This window comes from Candidatus Obscuribacterales bacterium (assembly GCA_036703605.1).
GTDB lineage: Bacteria > Cyanobacteriota > Cyanobacteriia > RECH01 > RECH01 > RECH01.
The window spans coordinates 1-23634 of sequence record DATNRH010001063.1 but is presented as its reverse complement, the minus strand read 5'-3'; the positions used below and the strand labels follow the sequence as shown (position 1 = coordinate 23634).

The window sequence follows — 23634 nt, the reverse complement described above, 5'->3', positions numbered from 1 at the left end:
TTTGTGGATATTCATACTCATTTGGATAAATCCCATACCTGGACACGCACCCCCAATCCTGACGGGACGTTCATGGGTGCCTTAACCCATATTGAAGCAGATAAGCGCCATTGGACAGAAGCCGATCTCTATCAGCGAATGGACTTTGGAGTACGGTGCGCCTATGCCCAAGGCACCGTCGCCATTCGTACCCATCTAGACATTTTTGAGAACACCATTGCCGCTAGCTTATCCGCTTTTCGACAGTTAAAAGCAGATTGGAGCGATCGCGTTACCCTAGAGGCCGTAGCGCTAGTGACCCTCGACGACTACACGACCCCTCGGGGAGAACAGCTTGCCGATGCTATGGCAGAGGTGGGCGGCATGATTGGCGGTGTGCCGATTATGAACGCTGATCTGGATGACCAGCTCGATCGAGTCTTTGCCCTCGCCAAAGAACGACAGATGCCCCTTGATTTCCATACCGATGAAACCAACGATCCCACCTCCATCACCCTGCGTCAGGTGGCGATCGCCGCCCTGCGCCACGAGTTTCCCTATCCAATTCTCTGCGGGCATTGCTGCAATTTATCCGTTCAGTCTGAAGATGAAGCCAGCAAAACGATGCACCTTGTGAAAGAAGCGGGCATCAATATCGTCAGCCTGCCAATGTGCAATCTGTTTTTACAGGATCGTCAGCCCCAGCGAATGCCGCGTTGGCGAGGCGTGACCCTGCTCCACGAGTTACGGGCCCAAGGAATTCCCGTCGCGATCGCCAATGATAACAGCCGCGATGCCTTCTTTGGCTACGGCAACCATGATGGCCTAGAGGCCCTGACCCAATCGGTGCGTATCGCCCAACTCGATCGCCCTATTGGCACCTGGCCCCGCGCCATCACCCGCACCCCAGCGCAGATCATGGGGATTGCGGCTGGCGAGATTGGTGTGGGGCGAGCAGCCGATCTTATTCTCTTCTCAGCCCGTAACTTTAGCGAATTGTTCTCCCGACCCCAGAGCGATCGCCGAGTGCTCCGCCAAGGAAAAGCGATCGCCACCACCTTGCCCGACTATCGAGAACTGGATCATCTGGTGCCCTATTGAACGGTTTAACAGGGGATGTGATAAAGAGCGATCGCCCAACCGTCAACGTTTAGGTTGGATCAACCGCCCATAATGATCTTCTTCAAGAAATCTAGCTTACCTGCATAGGGAGCATAGCGCCCTTTAATATCCAGCCAGAACGAGGATGACAAGACACTCTTCCGATGGGAAAAGGTGTCAAAGCTAGCCTTGCCGTGGTAGCTGCCCATGCCGCTCTCTCCCACACCCCCAAAGGGTAAGTTAGACGCCGTTACTTGCATCACCGTATCATTGATACAGACCGTGCCAGACGACGTTGCCGAGAGTATTCGATTTTGCACCTGGGTATCTCGGGAAAAGATATAGAGTGCTAGGGGCTTAGGACGTTCGTTAACAAAAGCGATCGCTTCTTCTAACTCATCATAGGTAAGCACGGGGAGAATTGGCCCAAAAATTTCATCTTGCATGATCGGATCATGGGGCGAGACATCATCCAAAATCGTGGGGGCAATATAGCGATCGCTACGATCCGTTTGTCCGCCTATCACCGTCGTCCCAGCACCTAGCAGACGGCTGACTCGATCAAAATGGCGATCGCTGATCAGACGTGGATAATCAGGACTCACCGCCGGATCTGATCCGTAAAAAGTCCGGACTGTTTCAACCAAAGCCGGCATCAACGCAGCTTTCACCTTGCGGTTCACCAGTACATAATCTGGCGCGATACAGGTTTGTCCCGCATTGAGAAATTTCCCCCAAACAATCCGCCGAGCGGCGTGGTCTAGGTGAATGTCGGTGTCCACAATGCAAGGACTTTTGCCGCCGAGTTCTAGGGTAACCGGCGTTAAATGGGGAGCAGCGGCAGCCATGACAATGCGACCCACCTCGGTGCCGCCAGTAAAGAAGATATGATCGTATCGTTCCTGAAGTAACGCCTGACTTGTTTCCACACCTCCTTCCACCACCGTTATGTAGCTAGGATCGAAGGTTTTCTGCATGAGATCAGCGATCGCCTGGGAGGTTTGGGGAGCCACTTCGGAGGGCTTGAGGATCGCACAATTTCCTGCTGCGATCGCTCCCACCAGCGGTGAGATCATCAGTTGAAAGGGATAATTCCACGGGGAGATGATCAGCACAACGCCCAGGGGTTCAGGAATAACCTGTGCAGAGGAGGGAAACAGCGTCAAGGGGACGGAGACTCGCGTTGGCTTCGCCCACGTTTTGAGATGTTTGATGGCGTGATCGATTTCGCTGACCACACCCACTTCTGTGGCATAAGCTTCAAACTCAGGCTTGCGTAGATCGGCAGCCAGCGCCTGAATAATCAGTGCCTGATGATCTACCACAGCCTGCCGCAATGTCTTCAGTTGTCGTAGCCGAAACCCGATATCTTTCGTCTGACCCGTCTGAAAAAATTCCCGTTGGCGATGCAGCACTTTTTGGATTGTGCTCATAGATTGGGTTTCGATCGCATCTTGTACCATGCATTGTTCTCCTTAGCAGCGCGACATAAAGCCTTGTTCTCCATCGTTACCTAGGATATCGTGCCGGCCCATGTCCTCCAGAGAGCGATCGCCCTCAAGGTTCTCGTCTATGTGCCTCATCCCCGCCTGAGTTAATTAATGTCGTATAGATTTTGGGCGAGTGAAAACAGGGGAGCGATCGCGCGTTTCAACCGTCATCTCGATGGTATGAGGGGCGATCGCGGCAGTAGGAGAGCGTTTTGGTCATTAGACTTAATTGAAAGTAGGGGAAGCAATCAATTCTTAGCCTGAAACCAATCGATCTTATAGCTACTACATCTATTTGGATGTCGATCAACTAATTGCCGATGAGTCTATGTAGGACAAGACTGCTTTGCCGATACTGCCCAAGCCCTGATGAACGGACAACACGTTAACGTTAGGGGATGAAATCACGGCTACGCCGTCAATCTTGAATCTGATACCCCGTCCGCTTGCGGCGGGGTAGTTCATTGTCACCGACCTGGCAGTTTTACCTGCATCGGCGCGGCGGCAAGTCCCCATCAAGAGTCGTCTGTCAACCAGCCGCTACTCTCTGCGGGAGGTGATCTGTGGCTGGATACACGGGATAGAATCGTTCTTGATTCTTATCCATATAACGACTGAGGCATGGTGTCGTTGCAACACTCCACTATGGGCGTCTTACCCTAGTAACTTATCATCAAAGCCAATATTTTCTTGAGAGGAGATAGCCATTCATAACCTACGAGAGGTGACATAACTAGAGCCTTGACTCAATACTAAGAAGAGATGTTGAGCCATGGAGGCGATCGCTTGAGTACCTCATTTCTCAGTCCTGACTTTTGGGAAAACCGCTATCAGGAAAACACTGCCCGTTGGGATCTTGGTCAGCCCGCCCTCGCCTTTGTCGATTGGCTCACCGATCGTCAACCCCAGCCTGGACGGATGATGGTTTTAGGAGCTGGACGCGGCCATGACGCCCTGTGGTTTGCATCCCATGGCTTTGAGGTCGTCGGCGTTGACTTTGCTCCCTCCGCCGTGGAGCAGGCCCGTGCCTTGGCTCAAGAACAGCAGCTCAGCGCTCAGTTTGAGCAGCACAATATTTTTGAGCTACCCGACGACTGGCATCATAGTTTTGACTACGTTCTGGAACATACCTGCTTCTGCGCGATCGCCCCTGAGCAACGCCCTGCCTATGTCCAAGTGGCGCAGCAGCTTCTGAAACCCACCGGGCAGTTTATTGGTCTATTTTGGGCCCATAATCGCCCTGGTGGCCCACCCTTTGGCTCCCGCGTGGCAGATATCCAAGCGCTTTTTTCAGAGCATTTTGATGTATCTAGTCTGAAACCCGTAGCGCGATCGGTGCTCCAGCGTCAGGGGGAAGAATACCTAGCCCAGTTTCCAAGGAAGGGAGCGATCGCCTCGTCACGCTTGAATCAGACGATGGACTAAGTCGCCTTGTAAATCGCGCACGCTGGGCAGTACCTTTTCTGCTCCATGCTGGGTCAGCAGGTTGACGTAGTCGGATTGGTAGTGAGCGTCGGTTTGCACATGGGGGGGCAAAATGCCTAGGGCGTACCAGGAATGTTGATCATTCTGCTGGCGGGCCTGGTGAATGGTTTGCAGATCGGCCACCGTATCCCCAGCATAGATCACCGGCAGATGGGCCGGTAGCGTTGCCCTCTGTTCAAGCTGCGCCACGACCTGAAACAAGCCGGTGGGATCGGGTTTGCCCGGTGCATCTTCCATGGCAACTAAGATCGGATCGACTAGACCAATGCGCCGCTCTAAGACATACTGTGCCGAGCCCCGCGTAGCGCCGCTGAAAAAGCCCCAGGCAATGCCCGCGTCGGTCAACTGGGCAAAGTAGTCTGCATCGACCAACAGCGGTTCTTGGCAGATATAGCCCGTCCATTGATCGGGATCCGTGGGATCGGGGCCTCGATAGCGGCGCTGGAAGAAGTCCACTAGGTCTTCATAGACCAAGCCAAGCTGCGATCGCTCCTGTCCCTGGGCTTCAAAATATCGGCAGACCAGCTCCTGGGATCCTTCCCAATCATTATTCCAGCAGCCCTCGGCTTTGAGATCATCTATGTCTGCTTGCGAAGGGCGATAGTGCCCTTGGGTGTAGTGTTCCACCGTATCCGCAAGGGCGCGGCGGTAGGATCCACCCACATCCCGCAAGACCCCATCAATATCAAAGATGGCGATCGCTTGAATGGGGGCTGGGGTCATTCTAAACTCTCCTGATGCTGGGTGGGACTGGCATTGGGCGATCGCTCATCGAGGTTTTCCAGGCCACTTGACCTACCTCGCAGGATAAATCTGCCCGAACAGGGAGCGATCGCCCCTATTTGGGGAAAACATACTCTAATATAGAGGATTGTAGAGTTTTCAACGTCGTGCAGATAGGTTTGTGATGGAGGCTGTATTGGCAAAGTTTATGTTAAAGGTTCTCTGGCTGGATGAGAACGTGGCGATCGCCGTTGACCAAATTGTAGGGAAGGGAACCAGCCCGCTCACCTCCTACTTTTTCTGGCCCCGCAATGATGCGTGGGAACAGCTCAAAACTGAGCTAGAAGCCAAGCATTGGATTTCTGAAACGGATCGGATTGAATTGCTCAACCGTGCCACGGAACTCATCAACTACTGGCAAGAGGAAGGACGTCGTCGTCCGATGTCCGAAGCCCAGTCTAAGTTTCCGGATGTGGCGTTCACGGGGAGCGCCTGAGTCAGGGCGAGGTTAACAAGGTGGCTGGGCTTCCGTCAGTGGCTCAGTAGCCGGTTCACCAAAATCATCGCTTCACAACAAGCCTCGCCCTGCGGGGCTTTTGTGGTATCTAGACGGGATCGTCCAGACCATCTCTAGATATAGGTTAGCTAGGTACTGCCATGCCCCGTCGCACTGCTGGACGGTTGTTCATGGTTTCCACCCAACGGCTGAGGTGGCTATGGTGCTCCAAGGTCATGCCCATGTAGTCGTAGGCGGCCACCCAGGGGTAGATGGCCATGTCGGCAATGGAATAGTCGCCGCTCAGGTACTCCCGATCCTGGAGTTGGGTATCCAGAACGCCGTAGAGCCGGATGGTTTCCTGTTCGTAGCGGTTGATGGCGTAGGGAAGTTTCTCGGGAGCCGTGCGGCGGAAATGGTTCAATTGCCCAAACATGGGCCCTACACTGCCCATTTGAAACATCAGCCATTGCAGCACCGAGTAGCGCTGGCGGGCATCGGTGGGTAAAAACTTGGCGGTTTTTTCAGCCAGGTAAATCAAAATTGCGCCGGATTCAAACACCGTTAGCCCCGTTTCTTGATCCGTAATCACCGGAATCTTGCTATTAGGATTGAGCTTGATGAACTCGGGTCTGAACTGTTCCCCTTCCCCGATATGGACGGAGTGGACGGTGTAGGGCAAGCCAACTTCCTCCAGCATGACCGAGACTTTGCGGCCATTGGGGGTAGCGAAGGTATAAAGGTCAATCATAGGTGTTAGGGCTGGTGGATAGAGGGCGCTCGGGCTTAGGGCTGCCAGTTAGGTGACCATAGACCCATGAACCCAAACCATAGCCCATTCTACCGGCCTGGTTTCATATTTTTTTGCATGGCTCAAGGTTCTTACCCCATCAGGGCGATCGCCCTCTGTGGATCGTTGCATCTGGCCGCGAACCAGATCCCTATGGGAGAATGGAGCAGGGCGATCGCCCTTTGGATGAAAATGATGATAAACAATAGCTCGCCTTGCATCTTCACCGCTCTACTGCACTTTAAGGATCACGGTTCATGACGGCAACGGTCTCTTCTGCCCTTTCCTTGGTTGATGATCAACACCGCGTTCAGGTGTCTCAAGTCAATATGCCCCCCCGGCTGTTGCTGGGCCCCGGCCCGTCTAACGCCCACCCTCTTGTACTCCAGTCCTTGGCACTGCGGCAGGTGGGGCATTTAGACCCCAGCTTTTTGGCCCTGATGGACGAGACCCAAACGCTGCTGCGCTATGCCTGGCAGACTCATAATCGCCTCACCTATCCGATCAGCGGCACCGGCAGTGCTGCTATGGAAGCCACCTTTGCCAATGTGATTGAACCGGGTGATGTCGTCGTGATTGGCGTCATGGGCTATTTTGGTCACCGCATGGTGGACATGGCCGGTCGCTATGGCGCAGATGTGCGATCGCTCCATCAAGACTGGGGCAAGGTCTTTAGCCTAGAAACCCTGCGGGATGCCCTGGAAACCCATCGTCCCTCGGTGCTAGCCCTCGTCCATGCCGAAACTTCCACCGGCGCGCGTCAACCTCTAGAAGGCGTGGGAGAACTATGCCGCGAGTATGATTGCCTGCTGTTGGTCGATACGGTGACGAGCCTAGGCGGCGTGCCGCTCTTTTTAGATGAATGGGGCGTAGATCTAGCCTATAGCTGTAGCCAGAAAGGGTTGAGCTGCCCGCCCGGCATTTCGCCCTTCACCCTTGGGCCGCGGGCCGAAGAAAAGCTGCAGGCTCGCCATACCAAGGTGGCTAACTGGTATCTGGATGCATCCTTGCTGGCCAAATACTGGGGAAGCGATCGCACCTACCACCACACCGCCCCCATTAACATGACCTACGCGTTGCATGAGTCCCTGCGGTTGATCGCCGATGAAGGTCTTGATGCCCGCTGGGCCCGCCACCAAACGAATGCCGAGCTGCTGTGGGAAGGCTTGGAAGCCATGGGACTAGCCTGTCACGTGGCCCGCGACTACCGTCTACCCACCTTGACCACCGTCTGCATTCCTGAGGGGATTGATGGCAAAGCCGTCACCCGGCGGCTATTGCAGGACTACAACATCGAAATTGGCGGCGGGCTCGGTGACTTGGCTGGCCAGGTGTGGCGTGTGGGGTTGATGGGTTTCAATAGCCGCCCCGAAAATGTGCTGCTGCTGCTAACGGCCTTGGAGCAGGTGCTGTCTGATCTGGGTTGGACGTCGCCTCGGCTGTAATGTCCCTAGTGAGGTTCTGGCTTGTAGTCCACCTGATCCGATTGATAGGAGGGCGGCTCAATGTGAATGTTGATGCGAGCTGGCCCATATTTCTGATTGAGATGATCCTCGACCTGCTCGGTAATGTCGTGGGCAGTTTTAACGTCTGCCGCCTCGACCACTAGGTGCATTTCCATGAAAATCTGGCGTCCCATCATGCCCCGTGAGGCAATGTTGTGGCAGTTGAGCACCCCTGGAACTTCTAGCGCCGCCGCTTGAATGGCTTCAGGGGCGATCGCCACCTCATCCACCAGCCAAGGCAAATTGGTTTTCAGCACCGACCAACAGCTTTGGGCTACCAAAATCACAACGGGAAAGACCAACACCAAGTCTAGCCATTGAATATCCCAGATCCAAATTCCCAGGAGCCCCGCCAAGACGCTGATGGTAATCCATACATCACTCATGGTGTGGTAAGCGTCAGCGATCAAAATCGTGCTGCCGATGCGATGACCCACTCGCCGTTCATAGACTGCCACACCGATGTTAATACCCAGCACCCCCAGCAAAACCCATAGATCTAGACCTGAAACCTGGACTGGATCAGTAGCGTTCAACAGGCGAGCGATCGCCCCTTGAATAATTTCATAACAGGCAATGCCCAAGAAAGCCGCAATGCCCAAGGCACCCAGTGCTTCAAACTTTTGATGGCCATAGGGATGGTCGCGATCGGGTTCGGGGGAGGAGAGGTGATTGGTGACCAAGCCGAGGATGTTATTCACGCCATCAGTCGTGCTGTGGAGGGCATCGGCGATGAGGCTGAGGGAACCGGTGAGGCTGCCAATGATGGCTTTTAGCACCGCGACCAAGATATTAAGCACAAGGGTAATGACAAGAACGCGCTGCACTTCAGCCCGATAGGAAATAGCCATATAGGGTCACCAATCAGAACTAGTTGCCCTTCATTGTAGGAGTGTTGGGACACAAGGTTGACGGTTTTCGGCATGGACAAGGGCTACCCACGCTGTCCTGATAGGCGCTAGCGATCGCTCCAAAGCCACTAAGCAGATGGACTCAATTCAATGAAGCTACGTGACCGGGTTTCGACTCCGCTCAACCCTCTTCTTGTCAGGATTGGAGCATTGAGCGCAGTCGAAATGCTTACCAAGCGTTATGTTCTTCTACTTAATAGTTTTTGATCATCAGTTCCTGCCCTTCTGCGGCAGACGTTTGCTTATAGTTATTCATGCCATATTGCAGCGTCCATTCAACAATCGTTGCGAAACTAAAAAGCTCCCGAATCTTGGGAGAATCATCATAGGTAATCAGCCATTGATGGGGACATTCCCGCATGATTTTGGCGAAGCGCTCATGGTCAAAATCGAGGTGCAAGTTTCCCTTCACGCCGTAAAGCTTAGACTTGGTGGCACTTAAGTAGGGTGGGTCTAGAAAAATAAAAACTCCTTCACCATCCTGACGGATCAACGTTTCATAGTCGCCATTGGTGACTAACGTTGATGACAAGTGAGCACCCAGTTTTCTTAAACGATCAATCGATGAATCGGTGAAACGATGTTCAAATGCATGTTGGGAATATCCTCCAGAATCTACTGTTCCAGAAAACGTGATGCGATTGAGGACAAAGAAGCGTACTGCTCGTTCAAACTCAGTTAAATCTTGGTTGGTCTGAGTCAACGTTTTAAAGAGTTCCCGACCATTGGAGGTATTGTTCTTGATCCTTTCTACTTCGTCAGCAAGAACATGAATATCTTTCTGCACATATGTCCAGAAGTAATAGAGATCAACGTTGAGATCGTTAATCCAATAAGACTGGATGCGATCGCCGAATGCTTGTTTAACCGCTAAAAATACCGATCCACCACCGATAAAAGGCTCTCTATACTCATGAATCATTAAGGGTATATGTGGAACTATCTTGCTGATAGCCTTGGACTTGCCACCTGGGTAACGCAAAGGACTTTTATCGTGAGGCATCGTTGATCAATAACCTTGACTTGAGTGGGATCGACTATCAATTTCTAAGGAGTCTCAATCAATCGTTTTGTAGCGTGCTGTTAGGCGTAGCCGTAACGCACCGTTGTATAAAGCCTTGATGCCTTAAGCGATCGCTCCCGCATCCTATAGATTAAAAGGGATGTTTGCTTAGAGTTTTTCTAACCTGTCCCCTGGCAACAGATTTCTGAACGTCTTTGCTTGAGAGATTTTAACGACTCCTCAGTTCGCGATTATTAACTCTTGAGTACCTTAGGATAAGTTCAAAAATAATATGTTTTCCATTGAGGTGTTGAGTGAATGATACGTTCAGGCTGGTTCAATATTTTTGCTTCACGGTAGATGTAAGTCAACAGACCTAGCACTACGTTCAGCAAGTTGCTTGAAGTTCCAATGAACATTCTGAACTGCTGCACTGTGAGAGGCGATCGCTCCATCGGCGGGTTTGAGGTGGAAGATTGGCTGATGAGCCTCCTGAGCCATAGGCATCAGGCTTTGATCGTTCTTGGGTAGTGCCAGGCACTTGGATCTGCTGTGGGTTGTGTGTATTGGCCATCGTCAGCGATCGCCCTAATGGTACGGATCGCCCCCCTGCCCAGGCACCCAAGCAAGTTTGTTAGACTGAGAGAACTTTGAAGTTTTCCAACAGATTGTGATGATCTACGGTGTATGGGCTTAACAGATTGGCGATTGACAGGCCCATGTGCTGTGGTTTTCACCCCTATGCACCGTCATCCGGTTAGTACTAAGGACGCATTATATGCCACCTACCCCCCTTCTGCTCTCTAAGGAACTGCCCAGCTTAGACTACTCCGCCCCTCGCGATCGCTTTGATGAAACATGGCGGGCACCCCTCTCCACCCTGCTTGGTCTAGGGCGTGCTGCCGGGGCCGACTTCGTTGAATTTTTCCTAGAGCGCGTCAACTACATTAGCTGCATGGCCGAAGATGACGCCATCACTAGCCTATCGCCCAGCCTGTCTACAGGCGCTGGCGTGCGGGTGTTTCGCGGCAAGGCCGATTGCTACGTCAGCACTAATGACCTGTCCTTTGCTGGGTTGAAGACGGCGTTGGAAAAGGGGTTGTCGATTCTCGGGCTGAACATGCCTGCCCCCAATTCCTTCGTGCCGGCGATTAACCTAGAACTGCTGCGGGACTACGCCACGGCGCGGCAGAAAGAGTCTTGGTTGACCGACTGTAGTTCCATGCGGGAGATGAGTGATGTGCTCCTGGCGGCCAACGCTACGTTACAAACCACAGCCAAGCATGTCCAATCGCGCCGGGCGGTCTATTTCCGGGATTGGCAAGAGGTGTTGGTGGCGGCTAGCGATGGCGTCTTTGCTCGGGATATTCGCCTCAATCAATCCGTGGGCTATAGCCTGCTCTGTGCCGATGGCAGCGATCGCGCCTCCATTAGCAAGCGGGTGGGCAGCAGTGGCGATCCGGCCTTCCTGCGCACGTGGGACTATAGCATCGATGCGGCGGGCGTCTCAGAATCGGCTGGGCAAATGCTCTATGCCGACTATGTGGAATCGGGTACCTATCCGATCATCATGGCCAACCAGTTTGGCGGCGTGATTTTCCATGAAGCCTGTGGGCACCTGTTGGAAACCACCCAAATTGAGCGGAAAACCACTCCTTTTGCGGAGAAGAAGGGCGAAAAAATTGCCCATGAAAACCTCACGGCCTGGGATGAAGGTTTGACTGACCAAGCCTTCGGCACTATTGATATGGACGATGAAGGGATGCCTGCCCAACGCACCCTGCTGATCGAAAATGGCATTCTCAAGAACTTCCTGTCTGACCGAGCTGGCAGCCTGCGCACCGGGCATCCCCGCACCGGCAGCGGTCGTCGCCAAAACTACACCTATGCCGCTGCTAGCCGGATGCGCAATACCTATATTGCACCGGGCGACTACTCCGTGGAGGATCTGTTTGCCTCGGTGGAGAAGGGTATTTACTGTAAGCAAATGGGCGGCGGCAGCGTTGGCCCCACCGGAGAATTTAACTTCGGTGTATCGGAAGCCTATTTGATTGAAAACGGCAAAATTACCAAGCCGCTGAAGGGCGCAACTCTGATTGGTGAAGCCAAGGAGATCATGAACAAAATCTCCATGTGCTCCAAGGATCTGGGGCTAGCTGCGGGCTTCTGCGGTTCGATTAGTGGCAGCATCTATGTCACCGTGGGACAACCCCACATCAAAGTTGATTCAATTACGGTGGGAGGTCGCTAAACCATGACTCAGATTCAAGACATTGCTGCATCGGCAGAAGCGATCGCTCGTCAGTTGAACATTACTAAGTACGACGTGTTTGGTTCCTCGGTGGATGAAAACAGCGTCCAGGTCGATCAGGGTGAACCGAAGCAGGTGAAGGCGTCCCAGCGCTCTAGTGTGATTGTGCGGGTGTGGAATGACGACAACCGCATGGGCGTCACCTCCACCACCGATGTGGATCCGAAGGGGCTGGAGCTGGCGCTGAAGACAGCTCAGGAAGCCAGCCAGTTTGGCGCGACCGACCACGTGGCCGACTTTAGCCCAGAGGCAACGAAGCCTATTCCCGAGATGCCCACCAGCAAAGCTCCCCAGGCGGCGGTGGCCGAGCTGATCAAAACCTTGGTGGATGCAGAACATCAGCTCTTGCAAGCCCATCCAGCGATCGCTGGTGTTCCCTACAACGGTCTGGCCCAGCGCGATATCGACAAGTTCTACCTGAATAGCGACGGAGCCCAGCGGGTGGACGCCCGTTCCTACGCCTCGCTGTATCTCTACAGCAAAACCGAACAGGAGGGCAAGAAGCCCCGCAGTGCCGGTGCCTATCGCATGGGCCCCAGCGTGGATGGTCTAGATATCCAAGGCTGTTTGAGCGAAGCTGCGGAGAAAACCATCAGCCACCTCAACTACGCCAAGGTGAAGTCGGGTAAATATCGGGTGGTGTTCTCTGGAGAAGCCTTCCTCAGCCTGCTGGGCGCGTTCTCCAACCTCTACAACGCCCAGAGCATTTTGGATCACCAAAGTCTATCTACGGCGGAGTCCTTGGGCACCGAGATCGCTTCGCCGCTGCTGTCGGTCTACGATGACGCCCTGCATCCCGACAACGTGGCCATCGAAACCTTTGACGGCGAGGGCACGCCCACCCGCCGGGTGCCGATCATCACCGAGGGCGTGCTCACCGGCTTCTTGCACAGTGCAGGTACGGCCAAGCGCTTTGGCGTTGCGCCCACGGGCCATGCCAATATCGGCGCGAAGGTCACCGTCAGCCCCCATTTCTACCACGTGATGCCCGGCAAACCGGCTGACACCACCTACAGTCTGGATGAAGCCGAGCAGGTGATTTGGATTGACGATGTCTCGGCGCTCCATGCCGGGGTCAATGCGCTGCAAGGATCTTTCTCCCTGCCCTTCGATGGTTGGTTGGTGACCAAGGGCGATCGCATCAGTGTTGATTCTGCGACCATCGCCGGCGATTTTCTCGATTTGCTCAAGTCGATCATTTACGTAGAATCGGAGCCAGAGGTGCTGCCCGGTGGCGTTTGTCCGCGCATCTGGGTCGATGGATTATCGGTCACTGGCGAATAGGCGATCGCTCCCTAGGGCCGGCTCAATCCGGCCCATTTCGCCCTAGGAACTCGTGGAATCTGTCGAAACCCCATCGAGAGAGCTTTATCTGTTGTTACACTCAGTGATAATCTGGGAAGTGGCAAAAATGATGGCGATCGCGATCGTTCAGGATAAATCGCCACACGACAAGACCGTCTTTAAAAAAGAATCCAGACATAGCTGACACACGATAGGCGTAAACATGGTCACCACAGCAGAAAAGACAAACGTCGGTTACGTTACCCAAGTTATTGGCCCCGTTGTAGACATCAAATTCAACAGCGGTGAACTTCCTAGAATTTATAACGCTCTTACCATCAAGGGCACGAACACTGCCGGGCAAGAGGTTTCCGTAACTTGCGAAGTTCAACAGCTTCTGGGCGATAGCCAAGTGCGCTCGGTTGCCATGAGTTCAACCGACGGACTGATCCGCGGCATGGAAGTGGTAGATACCGGTGCGCCCATCAGTGTGCCAGTGGGAACGGCGACCCTCGGACGCATCTTTAACGTCCTCGGCGAACCCGTAGACCGCAAGGGCCCCGTTGGTAACGAGCAAACCTCCCCTATCCACCGCGAGGCTCCCAAGTTAACCGACTTGGAAACCACCCCCTCCGTGTTTGAAACCGGCATCAAGGTGATTGACCTACTCACCCCCTACCGTCGCGGCGGCAAGATTGGCCTGTTTGGCGGTGCAGGTGTGGGCAAGACCGTGATCATGATGGAATTGATCAACAACATCGCTACCCAACACGGTGGCGTATCGGTGTTTGCAGGTGTGGGCGAACGCACCCGCGAAGGCAATGACCTGTACAACGAAATGATCGAGTCCAAGGTGATCAACCCCGATAACCTCAACGAATCGAAAATTGCCCTGGTCTACGGTCAAATGAACGAGCCCCCCGGAGCCCGGATGCGGGTGGGTCTATCGGCCTTGACCATGGCTGAATACTTCCGCGACACCAACAAGCAAGACGTATTGCTGTTTGTGGACAACATCTTCCGGTTTGTGCAAGCCGGTTCCGAAGTGTCCGCACTACTGGGTCGGATGCCGTCTGCTGTGGGATACCAGCCCACCCTGGGTACCGACGTGGGTGACCTGCAAGAGCGCATCACCTCCACCACCGAAGGTTCGATCACCTCGATCCAAGCGGTCTACGTACCAGCGGATGACTTGACTGACCCTGCTCCTGCCACCACCTTCGCCCACTTGGATGGAACCACGGTGCTTTCTCGGGGTCTAGCCTCCAAGGGCATTTATCCTGCTGTGGATCCTCTAGATTCTGCCTCCACCATGCTGCAGCCCTCCATCGTGGGTGAAGAGCACTACCAAACCGCTCGGAACGTGCAGTCTACCCTGCAGCGCTACAAAGAGCTGCAAGACATCATTGCCATTCTTGGTTTGGATGAATTGTCGGAAGAAGATCGCCTGATCGTGGCGCGGGCGCGGAAGATTGAGCGCTTCCTATCCCAGCCCTTCTTCGTGGCAGAAGTCTTCACCGGCTCTCCTGGTAAGTACGTCAAGTTGGAAGACACCATCAAGGGCTTCAACATGATTCTGGCTGGTGAATTGGATGACCTGCCTGAGCAAGCGTTCTACCTAGTCGGCGATATCAACGAAGCGATCGCCAAGGCTGAAAAGATGAAGGCTCAGGGCTAAGATTCTCTGCTGGGCTGAGGGATGGGCTTGCGCAACCCTCAGCCCCTATTCATATGTACTATTTTAGTGTGACAAAACATCATGGCATTAACTGTTCGAGTCATTGCTCCTGATAAAACGGTCTGGGACTCGGATGCGGAAGAGGTCATCCTTCCCAGTACGACAGGGCAACTGGGAATTTTGGGTGGACACGCACCCTTGCTGACAGCGCTGGATACGGGCGTCATGCGCGTCCGGTCTGAGAAAAGCTGGGTGGCGATCGCCCTCATGGGCGGCTTTGCTGAAGTGGAAAGCAATGAAGTGACCATCTTGGTCAATGGTGCGGAGCGCGGTGACTCCATTGATCCCGAAGAAGCTCGTAGCACCTATGATGAGGCTGAAACCAAGGCTAAGCAAGTCGAGAGCAGCGACAACCGTCAAGAAAAAATCCAAGCTAAGCAAGCGCTGAAGCGGGCGCGGGCTAGGCTCCAAGCTGCCACTGGTGCTGCACCCTAGCGGTCAGTTCTAGCAGTGCCTTAGGGCTACATAAGCAGATGCTGCATAGACAAAACGAGGAGGAGCCGTCATGGTGTCCTCCTCGTTGCTTTGTTAGGGTAGCGGGCCGGAGTAGTGGTGTGGATGCGCTCCTGCGATCGCTGCCTCAACCTCTAGAATTCGCTCAGGAAGAGCTGATAGCGGTAGGCTCCTGCCGGGTTGCCGACAAAGTCACCAATCCAGATATAGTAGGTGCCAGCGGGCCAAGAGCCGGAAATTTCTGGCATCAAACCATTCACGTCATCAGAACAGTAGCGGCCATCTGGGCCATCAATCAACAGCGTCACATCTCCGGGAGCTTCCACCGATGCGCGGAGGAAGCTAAATGGACGCGTCACCGTCAAAACGTGGTCGGGGGCAGAGGGTAAATCGGTAAAACCACAGTCTGTCGTCCGATGGGAGCCACCAGAGAGACCGGTACCAACTTGAGGATCGGGTGTGAAACCAGGGGCAAGGCTAAAGGATTGGTAGTCTGCCCGAGCTGGCTGCACGACCGTTGCCATTGCACCAGTGGTCATCGCGCAGGCGGTTAACACAACAGCCGAGCGTTGAAAAATGTTCATAACGGTTTGACCTCGTGAAACAATTGAAGATAATGATTCGCCTGAGAACAAGCTTTGCCTGAGAGCCAGGATCTAGCTCAACCCATACGGGTTGGCCTCCTGATAGTCATCCCACCTGTCCTCCATGGTCTAGAGGAGATGCTCTTGGTCTGTCTAGTCTGCGATCGCCTGCAACATCCTGGATTTAGTAGCACAGCGTCACCGGTGTTTTAGGATAGCAGGGGGGCAGCTATTCCGTATGGGTAGAGTGATTTTCGTAACTGAGCGATCGCGACCCCTACCTCGATGTACAAGTTGTACCATCTTGAATGGTAGGGCTAGTATCCCCTGATCGTATTGACTACCTAGACTAGGCTGAGTGTTCCCGCCTGTCTTTAAAGTGATACAAAAAATACATTCCAATTCCTGATTAAGGGTTTAAAGACTATGTAAAGTCTCCGTAAATATACGGAGCTGCCAAAGCCCAGGCTTGGAGGGGTACAGGTCTCCATGACGGTCAGTCGAGGTTGTGATGGATGGTAGTTGTGATGGATGGCGGTCGTAATGGATGGCCGTGGCGATTGATCGAGTTTGCTGCAGCTCTCCAGTCAGCAGCGCGGCAGACGGCGGTTCAACGGTAGAATACGCTAGGGAAGGTTTGTCCTGCAGACCAGCAGCGTGAGTTGAGCGATATCCCTAATGGGTCGTGCAGCGCTGGTCGTCACCTGCGGGATTCCAGCGCAACCTGCGGGGTTCTAGCCTAGGGCTCAGGGCAGAGACGATGAGCCTCGGAGTCTAGTCCATACGGGTTGGCTCCCATGCCCTAAGACTGAAAGACGCGGGACTCAAGTTCTGCACCGGTCAACCCACCAACGTCCACATCCATCCGATCACATCTAAAGCACAGCCATGCGTATCTCCTTGAACTGGTTGAACGAACTAGTTGACATCACTCTATCTCCCGAAGAATTAGCCGATGTGCTAACAATGGCTGGCTTCGAAGTTGAAGACATCGAAGACCGACGCACCTGGGCTGATGGGGTGGTCATTGGGCGTGTTCTCCAGCGAGACCCCCACCCTGATGCCGATAAGCTCAGCGTCTGCCAGGTGGACATTGGTACCGATCAGCCCTCGACGATTGTCTGTGGTGCGGCCAATGTGCAGGCTAACCTGTTCGTACCCGTCGCGACGGTGGGCAGCTATTTGCCTAAGGTAGACCTGAAAATTCGTCCTCGGAAGCTGCGGGGCGTGCCGTCGGAGGGCATGATCTGCTCCTTGAGTGAACTGGGTTTAGAAAAAGAGTCGGACGGTATTCACGTCTTCACCGGCGATAGTCTGAAGCCCGGTCAAGATGTCCGGCCCTACCTAGGCCTTGATGATGTGGTGCTAGACCTCACCTCCACCGCCAACCGTGCCGATGCGTTGAGTATGGTGGGCATTGCGCGGGAAGTGGCGGCGATTACCGGTGCGGCGCTGCATTTGCCGGAGGTGCCGTTGGTGAACACGACGGTAGGCACGTCCATCACGCTAGCCATAACGGAACGGGAGGCCTGTCCTATCTACCAAGGCACCCGGATTCAAGGCGTGCAGATTGCTCCGTCGCCCAAGTGGCTACAGCAGCGGCTGCAGGCGGCGGGCACCCGTCCGATCAACAACGTGGTGGATATCACCAACTATGTCTTGCTGGAGTGGGGGCAACCGCTCCATGCTTTTGATGCCGATCGCTTGCAGACCGTGACCGGTAGCCCAGAGGTGCAGCTTGGCGTACGCTTTGCCCAGGGGGATGAAACTCTGACGACCTTGGATGGGCAAGCGCGATCGCTGTCCTCTCAGGCTCTGGTGATTACTGCTAACGACCATCCCGTGGCCCTGGCGGGGGTGATGGGCGGAGCTGAGACGGAAGTCCATGCTCAGACCCAGAATCTAGTGCTGGAAGCAGCCTGGTTTGAGCCAGCCACCATTCGTCGCTCTGCCCGCAGTCAATCTCTACGCACTGAGGCCTCTTCTCGCTATGAGCGTGGCGTCAATCCAGCCGGGTTGGCGATCGCTGCCCAGCGGGCCCTGCACCTGATCATGGAACTGGCGGGCGGCACTGTGGGTGACCAGGCTTTGGTGGATGACCGCCCCGATCATAGCCAGCGTATCGTTACCCTGCGTCTTGAACGGGTGAACGATATCCTCGGGCCCATTGTGGTGGCCCGAGATAAAGCCGGCGATGCCTCGGAGGTGGGAGAACTGCAAGCCGCCGATATTGAGCGGATTCTTACGGCCCTGGGCTGCGACCTAGAGGCAATGGAAAATGACGGTGAATGGCAGGTCTCCATTCCCCCCTACCGCGATCGCGACCTGCAGCGCGAAATTGACCTGATTGAAGAAGTGGCCCGCCTCTACGGCTACAACAACTTTTGCGATACCCTCCCCGATAAAAGCGAAGCGGGCTACCTTTCCTTTGAGCAGACTGTGGTGCGTAAGCTGAAGGCTGCCTGCCAGGCTGTGGGGCTCACAGAACTGATTCATTACTCGTTGGTCAAAGCCGAGTCTGGCAATCAGGTGGCCTTGGCGAACCCGTTGCTGGTTGAATATTCTGCCTTGCGGACAGAACTCTTGCCGGGGTTGATGGATGCCTTTCAGTACAACCTAGAGCAGGGGAATGGTGCCCTGAACGGGTTTGAGATCGGGCGCGTGTTTTGGCGCGACGAAGATGGGTTTGATGAAATGGATCGGGTGGGCGGCATTCTGGGCGGGGACGCCCGTCAGAACCGCTGGACGACCAGTGGACAGGAAGCGCCCATGACCTGGTATGACGCTAAAGGTGTTCTTGAGAGCCTGTTCGATCGCTTGGGTTTGACGGTGGAATACCAACCCGATCGCCGCAATAGCTTGCTGCATCCTGGACGAACAGCTTCCCTATGGATCCATGGCAATCGACTGGGCACGTTTGGACAACTCCATCCCCAGATCTGTGAACAGCGGGGGCTGCCCAACGAGGTCTATGGATTTGAGCTAGATCTCGATGCCATTCTTGATGAGATGAACCGAGAAGAGCTGGTGATGCCAATCTTCCAGCCCTACTCGGTGTATCCTGCCTCCGATCGCGATATTGCCTTCGATGCGTCACTGCAAACGTCGGTGGTGGAGCTAGAGCGGGTCATGCTAAAAGCCGGTGGCGCATTGCTAGAGTCGGTGGCTTTGTTTGATGACTATCGCGGGCAAAACGTCCCAGACGGCAAGCGCAGTTTGGCCTTCCGTTTGGTCTATCGGGCCAGCGATCGCACCTTAACCGATGAGGAAGTGGAAACCACCCATCGGAACGTGCGGGACGCTCTGGTGGAGAAGTTTGGCGTAGAGCCGCGCAGTTAGACAGTTAGACTTCGGGGCGATCGCTGCTCTGGATTGGTGAAAACCAGGGAGCGATCGCCCGTGGATCAACCGCCTTCACCATCGCTAGGCTGTGGACAGGTGAGATTCTCAAAATCGCACTGGTAAATGTAAGGCATTTGCCAACTGAGGGGAATTTCCAAGAGATCTCGGGTGCCCGTGAACCCCTGGCCAATAAATAACAGCACCGCGATGCTATTCAAGACCATGTGGGCTCTGCGCCAGCGGTGTTGGCGATCTTTGTAGATATCTGCCACGATCGCCAGGGAAAACACCATCAAAAGTGCTGCGATAATCCCGTAATAGTAGTGAGAGGTGTACCACTCATAGCCCCGGCGAAAGACACCATCTTGGCAGCCTAGGATCACCAATCCCATCCCGGTCAAGGTGGCAAAGATGCCGCGCCAGAGGGGTGGCTTTGCTATATATAACAGGGCAAATGAGGCGATCGTAGCGACAAATAAGAGAATAAGAAAAACAAACTTAAAGGGATCGGCGCTCCAAAGCTGATTAGGTAAGATCGACTTGACGACGATAGAATAGAGTAAGGCAATCAGCGTGATCGCCACCACCCAAGCGGCTAGCCAACGACCGAGCTGCAAATGATCGGGGCCGGTGGTGGGTGCAATTTTACTCTTTTGATGATCGGTGACCTGCAGCCGTCGCTGGCGGGTGAGTACGGCCAGCCGTACCACCATGCCAATTAAGGGAAATACGATCACCACTGCAAGCATTGGGTGAATTAATGCGGTTAAGTCCTTCGCTTCCATGGTTCTTCCTGTCCTAGTGGATGATTAACCTAATTGATGGCTGCCCTGCGCTCATGGACTCGGCATAGCTATAAAAGTTGGATGATAAGCAACGCTAGCCTGACCAGCCTTGCGTGCCCTTCCCGCCCCATGGATGGCGATCGCATCCCGAGGCAGATATAGAACCGCACGTCTCGTTCATCCAGATTCTATAGGACTCGGTCTAGAGGCATCTGGCTGAGAGAGCCTTAAAAATCGCTACGGCTCATTCTAGAGGGTAAACCTTAGAAGAGGCTGTGAAACCTGGACAAGACTGACGTCGTTTGTGGCGAACTTTTAGGATGCTGGTTGAACGCACCTTAGAGATGCTGCGTTACGGCTATGCCTAACAGCACCCTACCACTGGTCGCACCGATCGAGTACGCGTCGTCTTGCACGAGTCTTGTGGGTTACAGCGGTACCCATCCCAGCGATCGCTTAGTCAGTCGGTTGATCTAGGCATTGGCGCGCCAACTTCATAATGGTGCCAATATCAATGTTGTAGTTGTAGTACGCTAGGGCTTGCCTGAGGGCAATATGGTCATCAGGAATTTGTCCAATGAGGGCATCAATGCGATCGCTGCTGCACTGCGTGGCCAAGGTATAAAGCTCTTGGATCCAATCGCGAGGCATGACCTGTAGATCCTGGTAGGTCAGGCTGAGCAGTTTAGAGAGCGAGACAGAGCGGTAATCTTCTGCGGGGATGGACTGAAGGTCTAGATTCAGGTGCTGGGCAATCTTTTGGATAAGATGGGATAGGTGAATGGGTTTTTCTAGGAACGCCTGGCAGTCGGCGGTGGCTAGATTGAAGCGATCGCTCTCTAGCACACTGGCAGACATCATAAAAATCGGAGTTTGGGGTTGCTGGCGCATCTGTTCTGCCCGGCGAATCTGCTGCACCACCTGCCCTCCGTCTTGATCAGGTAATCCAAAATCCATCAAGATGAGGTCAGGCTGATGGGTTTGCCAGGTGAGCAAGGCTTGCTTTCCCGTCGTTGCCGTGAGGATATTAAAGCCCATGGGCGCTAAAGCATCGACTAGGAGCTGCTGGCTTGTGGCTTGGTCGTCCACAATGAGAATGCATTGAACGGCTTGATTGGGCACGAGGCACGCCATACCCCAGGCGGTGTCCTGATGGTCTGGCGTCACACCGTTTTCCATCGTCTGCACCGGCAGGGTGAAATAGAAGATACTGCCGCGATTGACGTCACTGCGCACCTGTAAATGTCCACCCAGCGCCGCCACTAAATGTTGACTAATGGAAAGCCCCAGTCCCGTACTGTTGGATAACCGCCGCCCGACCGGAGTTTGTTCAAAGGCTTGAAAAATATAGGACTGTTCCTCCGGCGCAATGCCAATGCCCGTATCTTCCACCTGAAAGGCAAGGAACATCTCCGAGAAGGAAGCGGAGTCGTCTTTGAGCAACGCCGACTCCACCAGCACCCGCAGAATAACACCGCCTTCTTGGGTAAATTTCAGCGCGTTCGCGAGGAGATTGATCAGCACCTGCCGTAGTTTTTGGCTATCTACAATAATATAGTTGGGGAGATCAGTATCAAGCTCTAGGGTCAAGCTGAGACCTTTCCTGCTGGCAGTTTGCTGGAAAAGGCTGTGGAGTGCTTCGAGCAGGGATGGCAGGTGGCATGGGCTGGCTTCCTGGGTGATGCATCCAGATTCCACGCGGGCTAGGTCAAGAATGTCATTGACCAACTTTAAAAGGTAATCACCGCTGCTGAGAATGACTTGACTATATTTTTGATGCTGGAGAGAGAGGGTGACGTCGTTGACCAACAGTTGGGCGTAACCCAGAATGGCATTGAGCGGCGTGCGTAATTCATGGCTCATGTTGGCCAGAAAACGACTTTTGGCTTGGTTGGCATCATCCGCATCTCGTTTTGCTAGCTGCAGCGATCGATTGCTTTGTTCTAGCGCTTGGCGTTGTTGGCGTTCTTGTTCCATCAGGTGGACTTGGGCGATCGCAATTCCCATTTGATCTGCCACGGCTTCGATTAGATCAATTTCCTCCAAGGTCCAGGTTCGAAGGTGATCGCACTGGTGCAGACTAATCACACCATTGGCTTTGCCTTGGTAAAAGGTGCCCACTGCCAGCATCGACTGTAGGTTAATTTGACGGCAAAGATCTGCGGCTTGGTTGAGCAACGGATCGGCTAAAACATCATCGCTGGCGATCGCCTGAGGCTGGCTGAGCAACTGCTGTAGATGGGGATTGCCTTCGACAGGAATCTTGATGGCACGCACAGAACTGATGGATGGATCGGACAGATACTCCGCGACAAAAGGGACAGAAGGAGATACTTCTTCGGTGTAGCGCTGGATCAGGCAGCGGTTGACCTGAAAGGTGATGCCTAACTGAGAGACGGTTGTTTGAAAAATTTGATCGGCATCTAAGCATTGACGAATGCGATCGGTAATTCGTTGGATTAGCAGAGTCTTGCGAAGCTGGTTTTTTAAGGCGAGTTCTGCCTGTTTGCGATCGCTAATGTCATTGTGAATGCCTACCATGCGCAGCGGCGTACCGTCTGCGGCCCAGGTAGCTTGCCCGCGCGACAGAATCCACTTATAGCTGCCGTCTTTACAGCGCATTCGCAGTTCAAGGTGATGTTTCGGCAGCTCTTGATTGAGGTAGGCATTGAGGGTCTGTAGGGTGCGATCGCGATCGTCTGGATGAATTAAAGAGACCCAAGTATCAAACTGTTGCGGTAGCTCGTGCTGATCATAGCCAAGCAGGTTTGAGGCAGAGGCAATGATCTCCCCTGTTTGAATAGTCCAATCAAAAATATTGTCTTGGGTACCCTGCAACAGCAGTTGCCATCGTTCTTCCTGGGCCCGCAGATCTTGGTTTTGCTTCTGGATGCTGTGCTTCAGCTTTTGGGTGCTGAGGTGAAGCTGAATGCGCGCTAGCAGTTCTTCTGCCTCGTAGGGTTTGGTGACATAGTCAATACCGCCTGCCTTAAAGGCTTTCACCTTGTTGAGGCTTTGCTCTAGGGCACTGATAAAAATCACGGGAATATGATCTAATGGCGCTTTGGCGCAAATATGTTGGCAAATGGTGTAGCCATCTATATCGGGCATCTTGATATCCAGCAGCACCAAATCTGGCGATCGCATCTGCACAGACTTGAGGGCTGTAGCTCCCGTTTGGGCCACGCGAAGAGTATAGCCAGCCGCTTTGAGTAGGTGCGTAATCAGATGAAGATCGGCGGGGGTGTCATCAACAATCAGAATATCAGTGGCGTAAGACATGCGTTAGGTATAAAAAGATATTAAAGTACGGTCAGTTATGAGGGCTGTATTGTATATCAAGCTGTCTGGTTGCTAAAGCCCATGCAACCCACAGCAGTCGATAGACATCACCATGGTGCGCACCTGTACATGACAAAACGTGCAGCCAAGCGAGGGGCCAACCTTATAGTTAGTAGTCACCGTCTTAAACGTTTCTTTTTTGTCTAGCGTAACTCATCATCTAAGCAAAAAGACTTATGGATGGGTAGTATGCCTGAGCGATCGCTTAGCGTCATCAGTTCTCACTTGGATCAGCAGCTTGTCCAATCTGCGCTGAAGCTAGGTATGAATCGTAACATCTACCCTCACCTTAGACTTTTCCCAACAGGCTAC

Annotated in this window: 19 protein-coding genes; 9 read left to right on the top strand and 10 right to left on the bottom strand. The window is 53.8% G+C overall.

Features of this window, described 5'->3' with window-relative positions; translation table 11 throughout:
- Positions 1 to 1080, top strand: a 1080-nt coding sequence (locus tag V6D20_21665; GenBank protein ID HEY9818391.1) for a cytosine deaminase, incomplete at its 5' end; no start/stop codon positions are given.
- Between the two features lie 59 nt (positions 1081 to 1139).
- Here V6D20_21665 and V6D20_21660 read toward each other — a convergent pair.
- Positions 1140 to 2543, bottom strand: a complete 1404-nt coding sequence (locus tag V6D20_21660) for an aldehyde dehydrogenase (protein HEY9818390.1) — start codon at positions 2541 to 2543, stop codon at positions 1140 to 1142.
- An 813-nt stretch (positions 2544 to 3356) separates the two neighbouring features.
- Here V6D20_21660 and V6D20_21655 point away from each other — a divergent pair.
- The gene (locus V6D20_21655) at positions 3357 to 3995 is read left to right on the top strand and encodes a methyltransferase domain-containing protein (GenBank protein HEY9818389.1); all 639 of its coding nucleotides are present in this window, start codon (positions 3357 to 3359) and stop codon (positions 3993 to 3995) included.
- On the opposite strand, the gene V6D20_21650 is transcribed toward V6D20_21655, so the two are convergent.
- Both V6D20_21650 and V6D20_21645 read right to left on the bottom strand, forming a co-directional pair.
- Positions 3969 to 4778: a TIGR01548 family HAD-type hydrolase gene (locus V6D20_21650; GenBank protein HEY9818388.1), complete on the bottom strand. Its 810-nt coding sequence runs from the start codon at positions 4776 to 4778 to the stop codon at positions 3969 to 3971. The genes V6D20_21655 and V6D20_21650 overlap by 27 nt on opposite strands.
- Entirely contained in the window at positions 4775 to 4981 is a 207-nt protein-coding gene (locus V6D20_21645) for a hypothetical protein (GenBank protein ID HEY9818387.1), read from the bottom strand. The genes V6D20_21650 and V6D20_21645 overlap by 4 nt, the downstream gene beginning before the upstream one ends.
- Positions 4982 to 4986: 5 nt before the next feature.
- On the opposite strand from V6D20_21645, the gene V6D20_21640 reads away from it, so the two are divergent.
- Complete coding sequence (locus tag V6D20_21640) at positions 4987 to 5274, top strand: 30S ribosomal protein PSRP-3 (GenBank protein ID HEY9818386.1); 288 nt, start codon at positions 4987 to 4989, stop codon at positions 5272 to 5274.
- Positions 5275 to 5419: 145 nt separating this feature from the next.
- Here the strand turns inward: V6D20_21640 and V6D20_21635 are convergent, their stop codons facing one another.
- Positions 5420 to 6025 carry a glutathione S-transferase N-terminal domain-containing protein gene (locus tag V6D20_21635; GenBank protein ID HEY9818385.1) on the bottom strand — a complete coding sequence of 202 codons (606 nt, stop codon included), beginning with the start codon at positions 6023 to 6025 and terminating at the stop codon, positions 5420 to 5422.
- 296 nt (positions 6026 to 6321) lie between these two features.
- Here V6D20_21635 and V6D20_21630 point away from each other — a divergent pair, with 296 nt between their 5' ends.
- Positions 6322 to 7509 (top strand): alanine--glyoxylate aminotransferase family protein, encoded by a 1188-nt coding sequence (locus tag V6D20_21630; GenBank protein HEY9818384.1) that lies wholly within the window; start codon positions 6322 to 6324, stop codon positions 7507 to 7509.
- A gap of 5 nt (positions 7510 to 7514) precedes the next feature.
- On the opposite strand, the gene V6D20_21625 is transcribed toward V6D20_21630, so the two are convergent.
- The 3 genes from V6D20_21625 to V6D20_21615 all read right to left on the bottom strand — a co-directional run bounded on the left by V6D20_21625 (position 7515) and on the right by V6D20_21615 (position 9984).
- Positions 7515 to 8420 carry a cation diffusion facilitator family transporter gene (locus V6D20_21625; protein HEY9818383.1) on the bottom strand — a complete coding sequence of 302 codons (906 nt, stop codon included), beginning with the start codon at positions 8418 to 8420 and terminating at the stop codon, positions 7515 to 7517.
- Positions 8421 to 8673: 253 nt separating this feature from the next.
- On the bottom strand, positions 8674 to 9483 hold the full coding sequence (locus V6D20_21620; GenBank protein HEY9818382.1) for a DNA adenine methylase: 810 nt from the start codon (positions 9481 to 9483) through the stop codon (positions 8674 to 8676).
- Positions 9484 to 9834: 351 nt separating this feature from the next.
- Entirely contained in the window at positions 9835 to 9984 is a 150-nt protein-coding gene (locus V6D20_21615; GenBank protein HEY9818381.1) for a hypothetical protein, read from the bottom strand.
- A gap of 277 nt (positions 9985 to 10261) precedes the next feature.
- Between V6D20_21615 and V6D20_21610 the strand changes: the two genes are divergently transcribed.
- From V6D20_21610 to atpC, 4 genes are all read left to right on the top strand, one after another.
- On the top strand, positions 10262 to 11734 hold the full coding sequence (locus V6D20_21610; GenBank protein ID HEY9818380.1) for a TldD/PmbA family protein: 1473 nt from the start codon (positions 10262 to 10264) through the stop codon (positions 11732 to 11734).
- Between the two features lie 3 nt (positions 11735 to 11737).
- Positions 11738 to 13078 (top strand): TldD/PmbA family protein, encoded by a 1341-nt coding sequence (locus tag V6D20_21605; GenBank protein HEY9818379.1) that lies wholly within the window; start codon positions 11738 to 11740, stop codon positions 13076 to 13078.
- A 223-nt stretch (positions 13079 to 13301) separates the two neighbouring features.
- Entirely contained in the window at positions 13302 to 14756 is a 1455-nt protein-coding gene (atpD, locus tag V6D20_21600) for a F0F1 ATP synthase subunit beta (GenBank protein HEY9818378.1), read from the top strand.
- Positions 14757 to 14837: 81 nt separating this feature from the next.
- Positions 14838 to 15251, top strand: coding sequence for an ATP synthase F1 subunit epsilon (gene atpC / locus V6D20_21595; GenBank protein HEY9818377.1), 414 nt, complete (start codon positions 14838 to 14840; stop codon positions 15249 to 15251).
- Positions 15252 to 15403: 152 nt separating this feature from the next.
- Here the strand turns inward: atpC and V6D20_21590 are convergent, their stop codons facing one another.
- Positions 15404 to 15853, bottom strand: a complete 450-nt coding sequence (locus V6D20_21590) for a hypothetical protein (GenBank protein ID HEY9818376.1) — start codon at positions 15851 to 15853, stop codon at positions 15404 to 15406.
- A gap of 888 nt (positions 15854 to 16741) precedes the next feature.
- Here V6D20_21590 and pheT point away from each other — a divergent pair.
- Positions 16742 to 19192, top strand: a complete 2451-nt coding sequence (gene pheT, locus V6D20_21585) for a phenylalanine--tRNA ligase subunit beta (GenBank protein HEY9818375.1) — start codon at positions 16742 to 16744, stop codon at positions 19190 to 19192.
- 65 nt (positions 19193 to 19257) lie between these two features.
- On the opposite strand, the gene V6D20_21580 is transcribed toward pheT, so the two are convergent.
- Together V6D20_21580 and V6D20_21575 are read right to left on the bottom strand one after the other, a co-directional pair.
- Positions 19258 to 19980 (bottom strand): DUF4079 domain-containing protein, encoded by a 723-nt coding sequence (locus V6D20_21580; protein ID HEY9818374.1) that lies wholly within the window; start codon positions 19978 to 19980, stop codon positions 19258 to 19260.
- Positions 19981 to 20436: 456 nt separating this feature from the next.
- Entirely contained in the window at positions 20437 to 23262 is a 2826-nt protein-coding gene (locus V6D20_21575) for a response regulator (GenBank protein HEY9818373.1), read from the bottom strand.
- Positions 23263 to 23634: the final 372 nt, after the last annotated feature.

Coding starts and splice junctions, on each gene's coding strand:
- V6D20_21660 (HEY9818390.1), bottom strand. CDS start 2,543: ATGGTACAAGATGCGATCGAAACCCAATCTATGAGCACAATCCAAAAA.
- V6D20_21650 (HEY9818388.1), bottom strand. CDS start 4,778: ATGACCCCAGCCCCCATTCAAGCGATCGCCATCTTTGATATTGATGGG.
- V6D20_21640 (HEY9818386.1), top strand. CDS start 4,987: ATGTTAAAGGTTCTCTGGCTGGATGAGAACGTGGCGATCGCCGTTGAC.
- V6D20_21635 (HEY9818385.1), bottom strand. CDS start 6,025: ATGATTGACCTTTATACCTTCGCTACCCCCAATGGCCGCAAAGTCTCG.
- V6D20_21630 (HEY9818384.1), top strand. CDS start 6,322: ATGACGGCAACGGTCTCTTCTGCCCTTTCCTTGGTTGATGATCAACAC.
- V6D20_21625 (HEY9818383.1), bottom strand. CDS start 8,420: ATGGCTATTTCCTATCGGGCTGAAGTGCAGCGCGTTCTTGTCATTACC.
- V6D20_21620 (HEY9818382.1), bottom strand. CDS start 9,483: ATGCCTCACGATAAAAGTCCTTTGCGTTACCCAGGTGGCAAGTCCAAG.
- V6D20_21615 (HEY9818381.1), bottom strand. CDS start 9,984: ATGGCTCAGGAGGCTCATCAGCCAATCTTCCACCTCAAACCCGCCGAT.
- V6D20_21610 (HEY9818380.1), top strand. CDS start 10,262: ATGCCACCTACCCCCCTTCTGCTCTCTAAGGAACTGCCCAGCTTAGAC.
- V6D20_21605 (HEY9818379.1), top strand. CDS start 11,738: ATGACTCAGATTCAAGACATTGCTGCATCGGCAGAAGCGATCGCTCGT.
- atpD (HEY9818378.1), top strand. CDS start 13,302: ATGGTCACCACAGCAGAAAAGACAAACGTCGGTTACGTTACCCAAGTT.
- atpC (HEY9818377.1), top strand. CDS start 14,838: ATGGCATTAACTGTTCGAGTCATTGCTCCTGATAAAACGGTCTGGGAC.
- V6D20_21590 (HEY9818376.1), bottom strand. CDS start 15,853: ATGAACATTTTTCAACGCTCGGCTGTTGTGTTAACCGCCTGCGCGATG.
- pheT (HEY9818375.1), top strand. CDS start 16,742: ATGCGTATCTCCTTGAACTGGTTGAACGAACTAGTTGACATCACTCTA.
- V6D20_21580 (HEY9818374.1), bottom strand. CDS start 19,980: ATGGAAGCGAAGGACTTAACCGCATTAATTCACCCAATGCTTGCAGTG.
- V6D20_21575 (HEY9818373.1), bottom strand. CDS start 23,262: ATGTCTTACGCCACTGATATTCTGATTGTTGATGACACCCCCGCCGAT.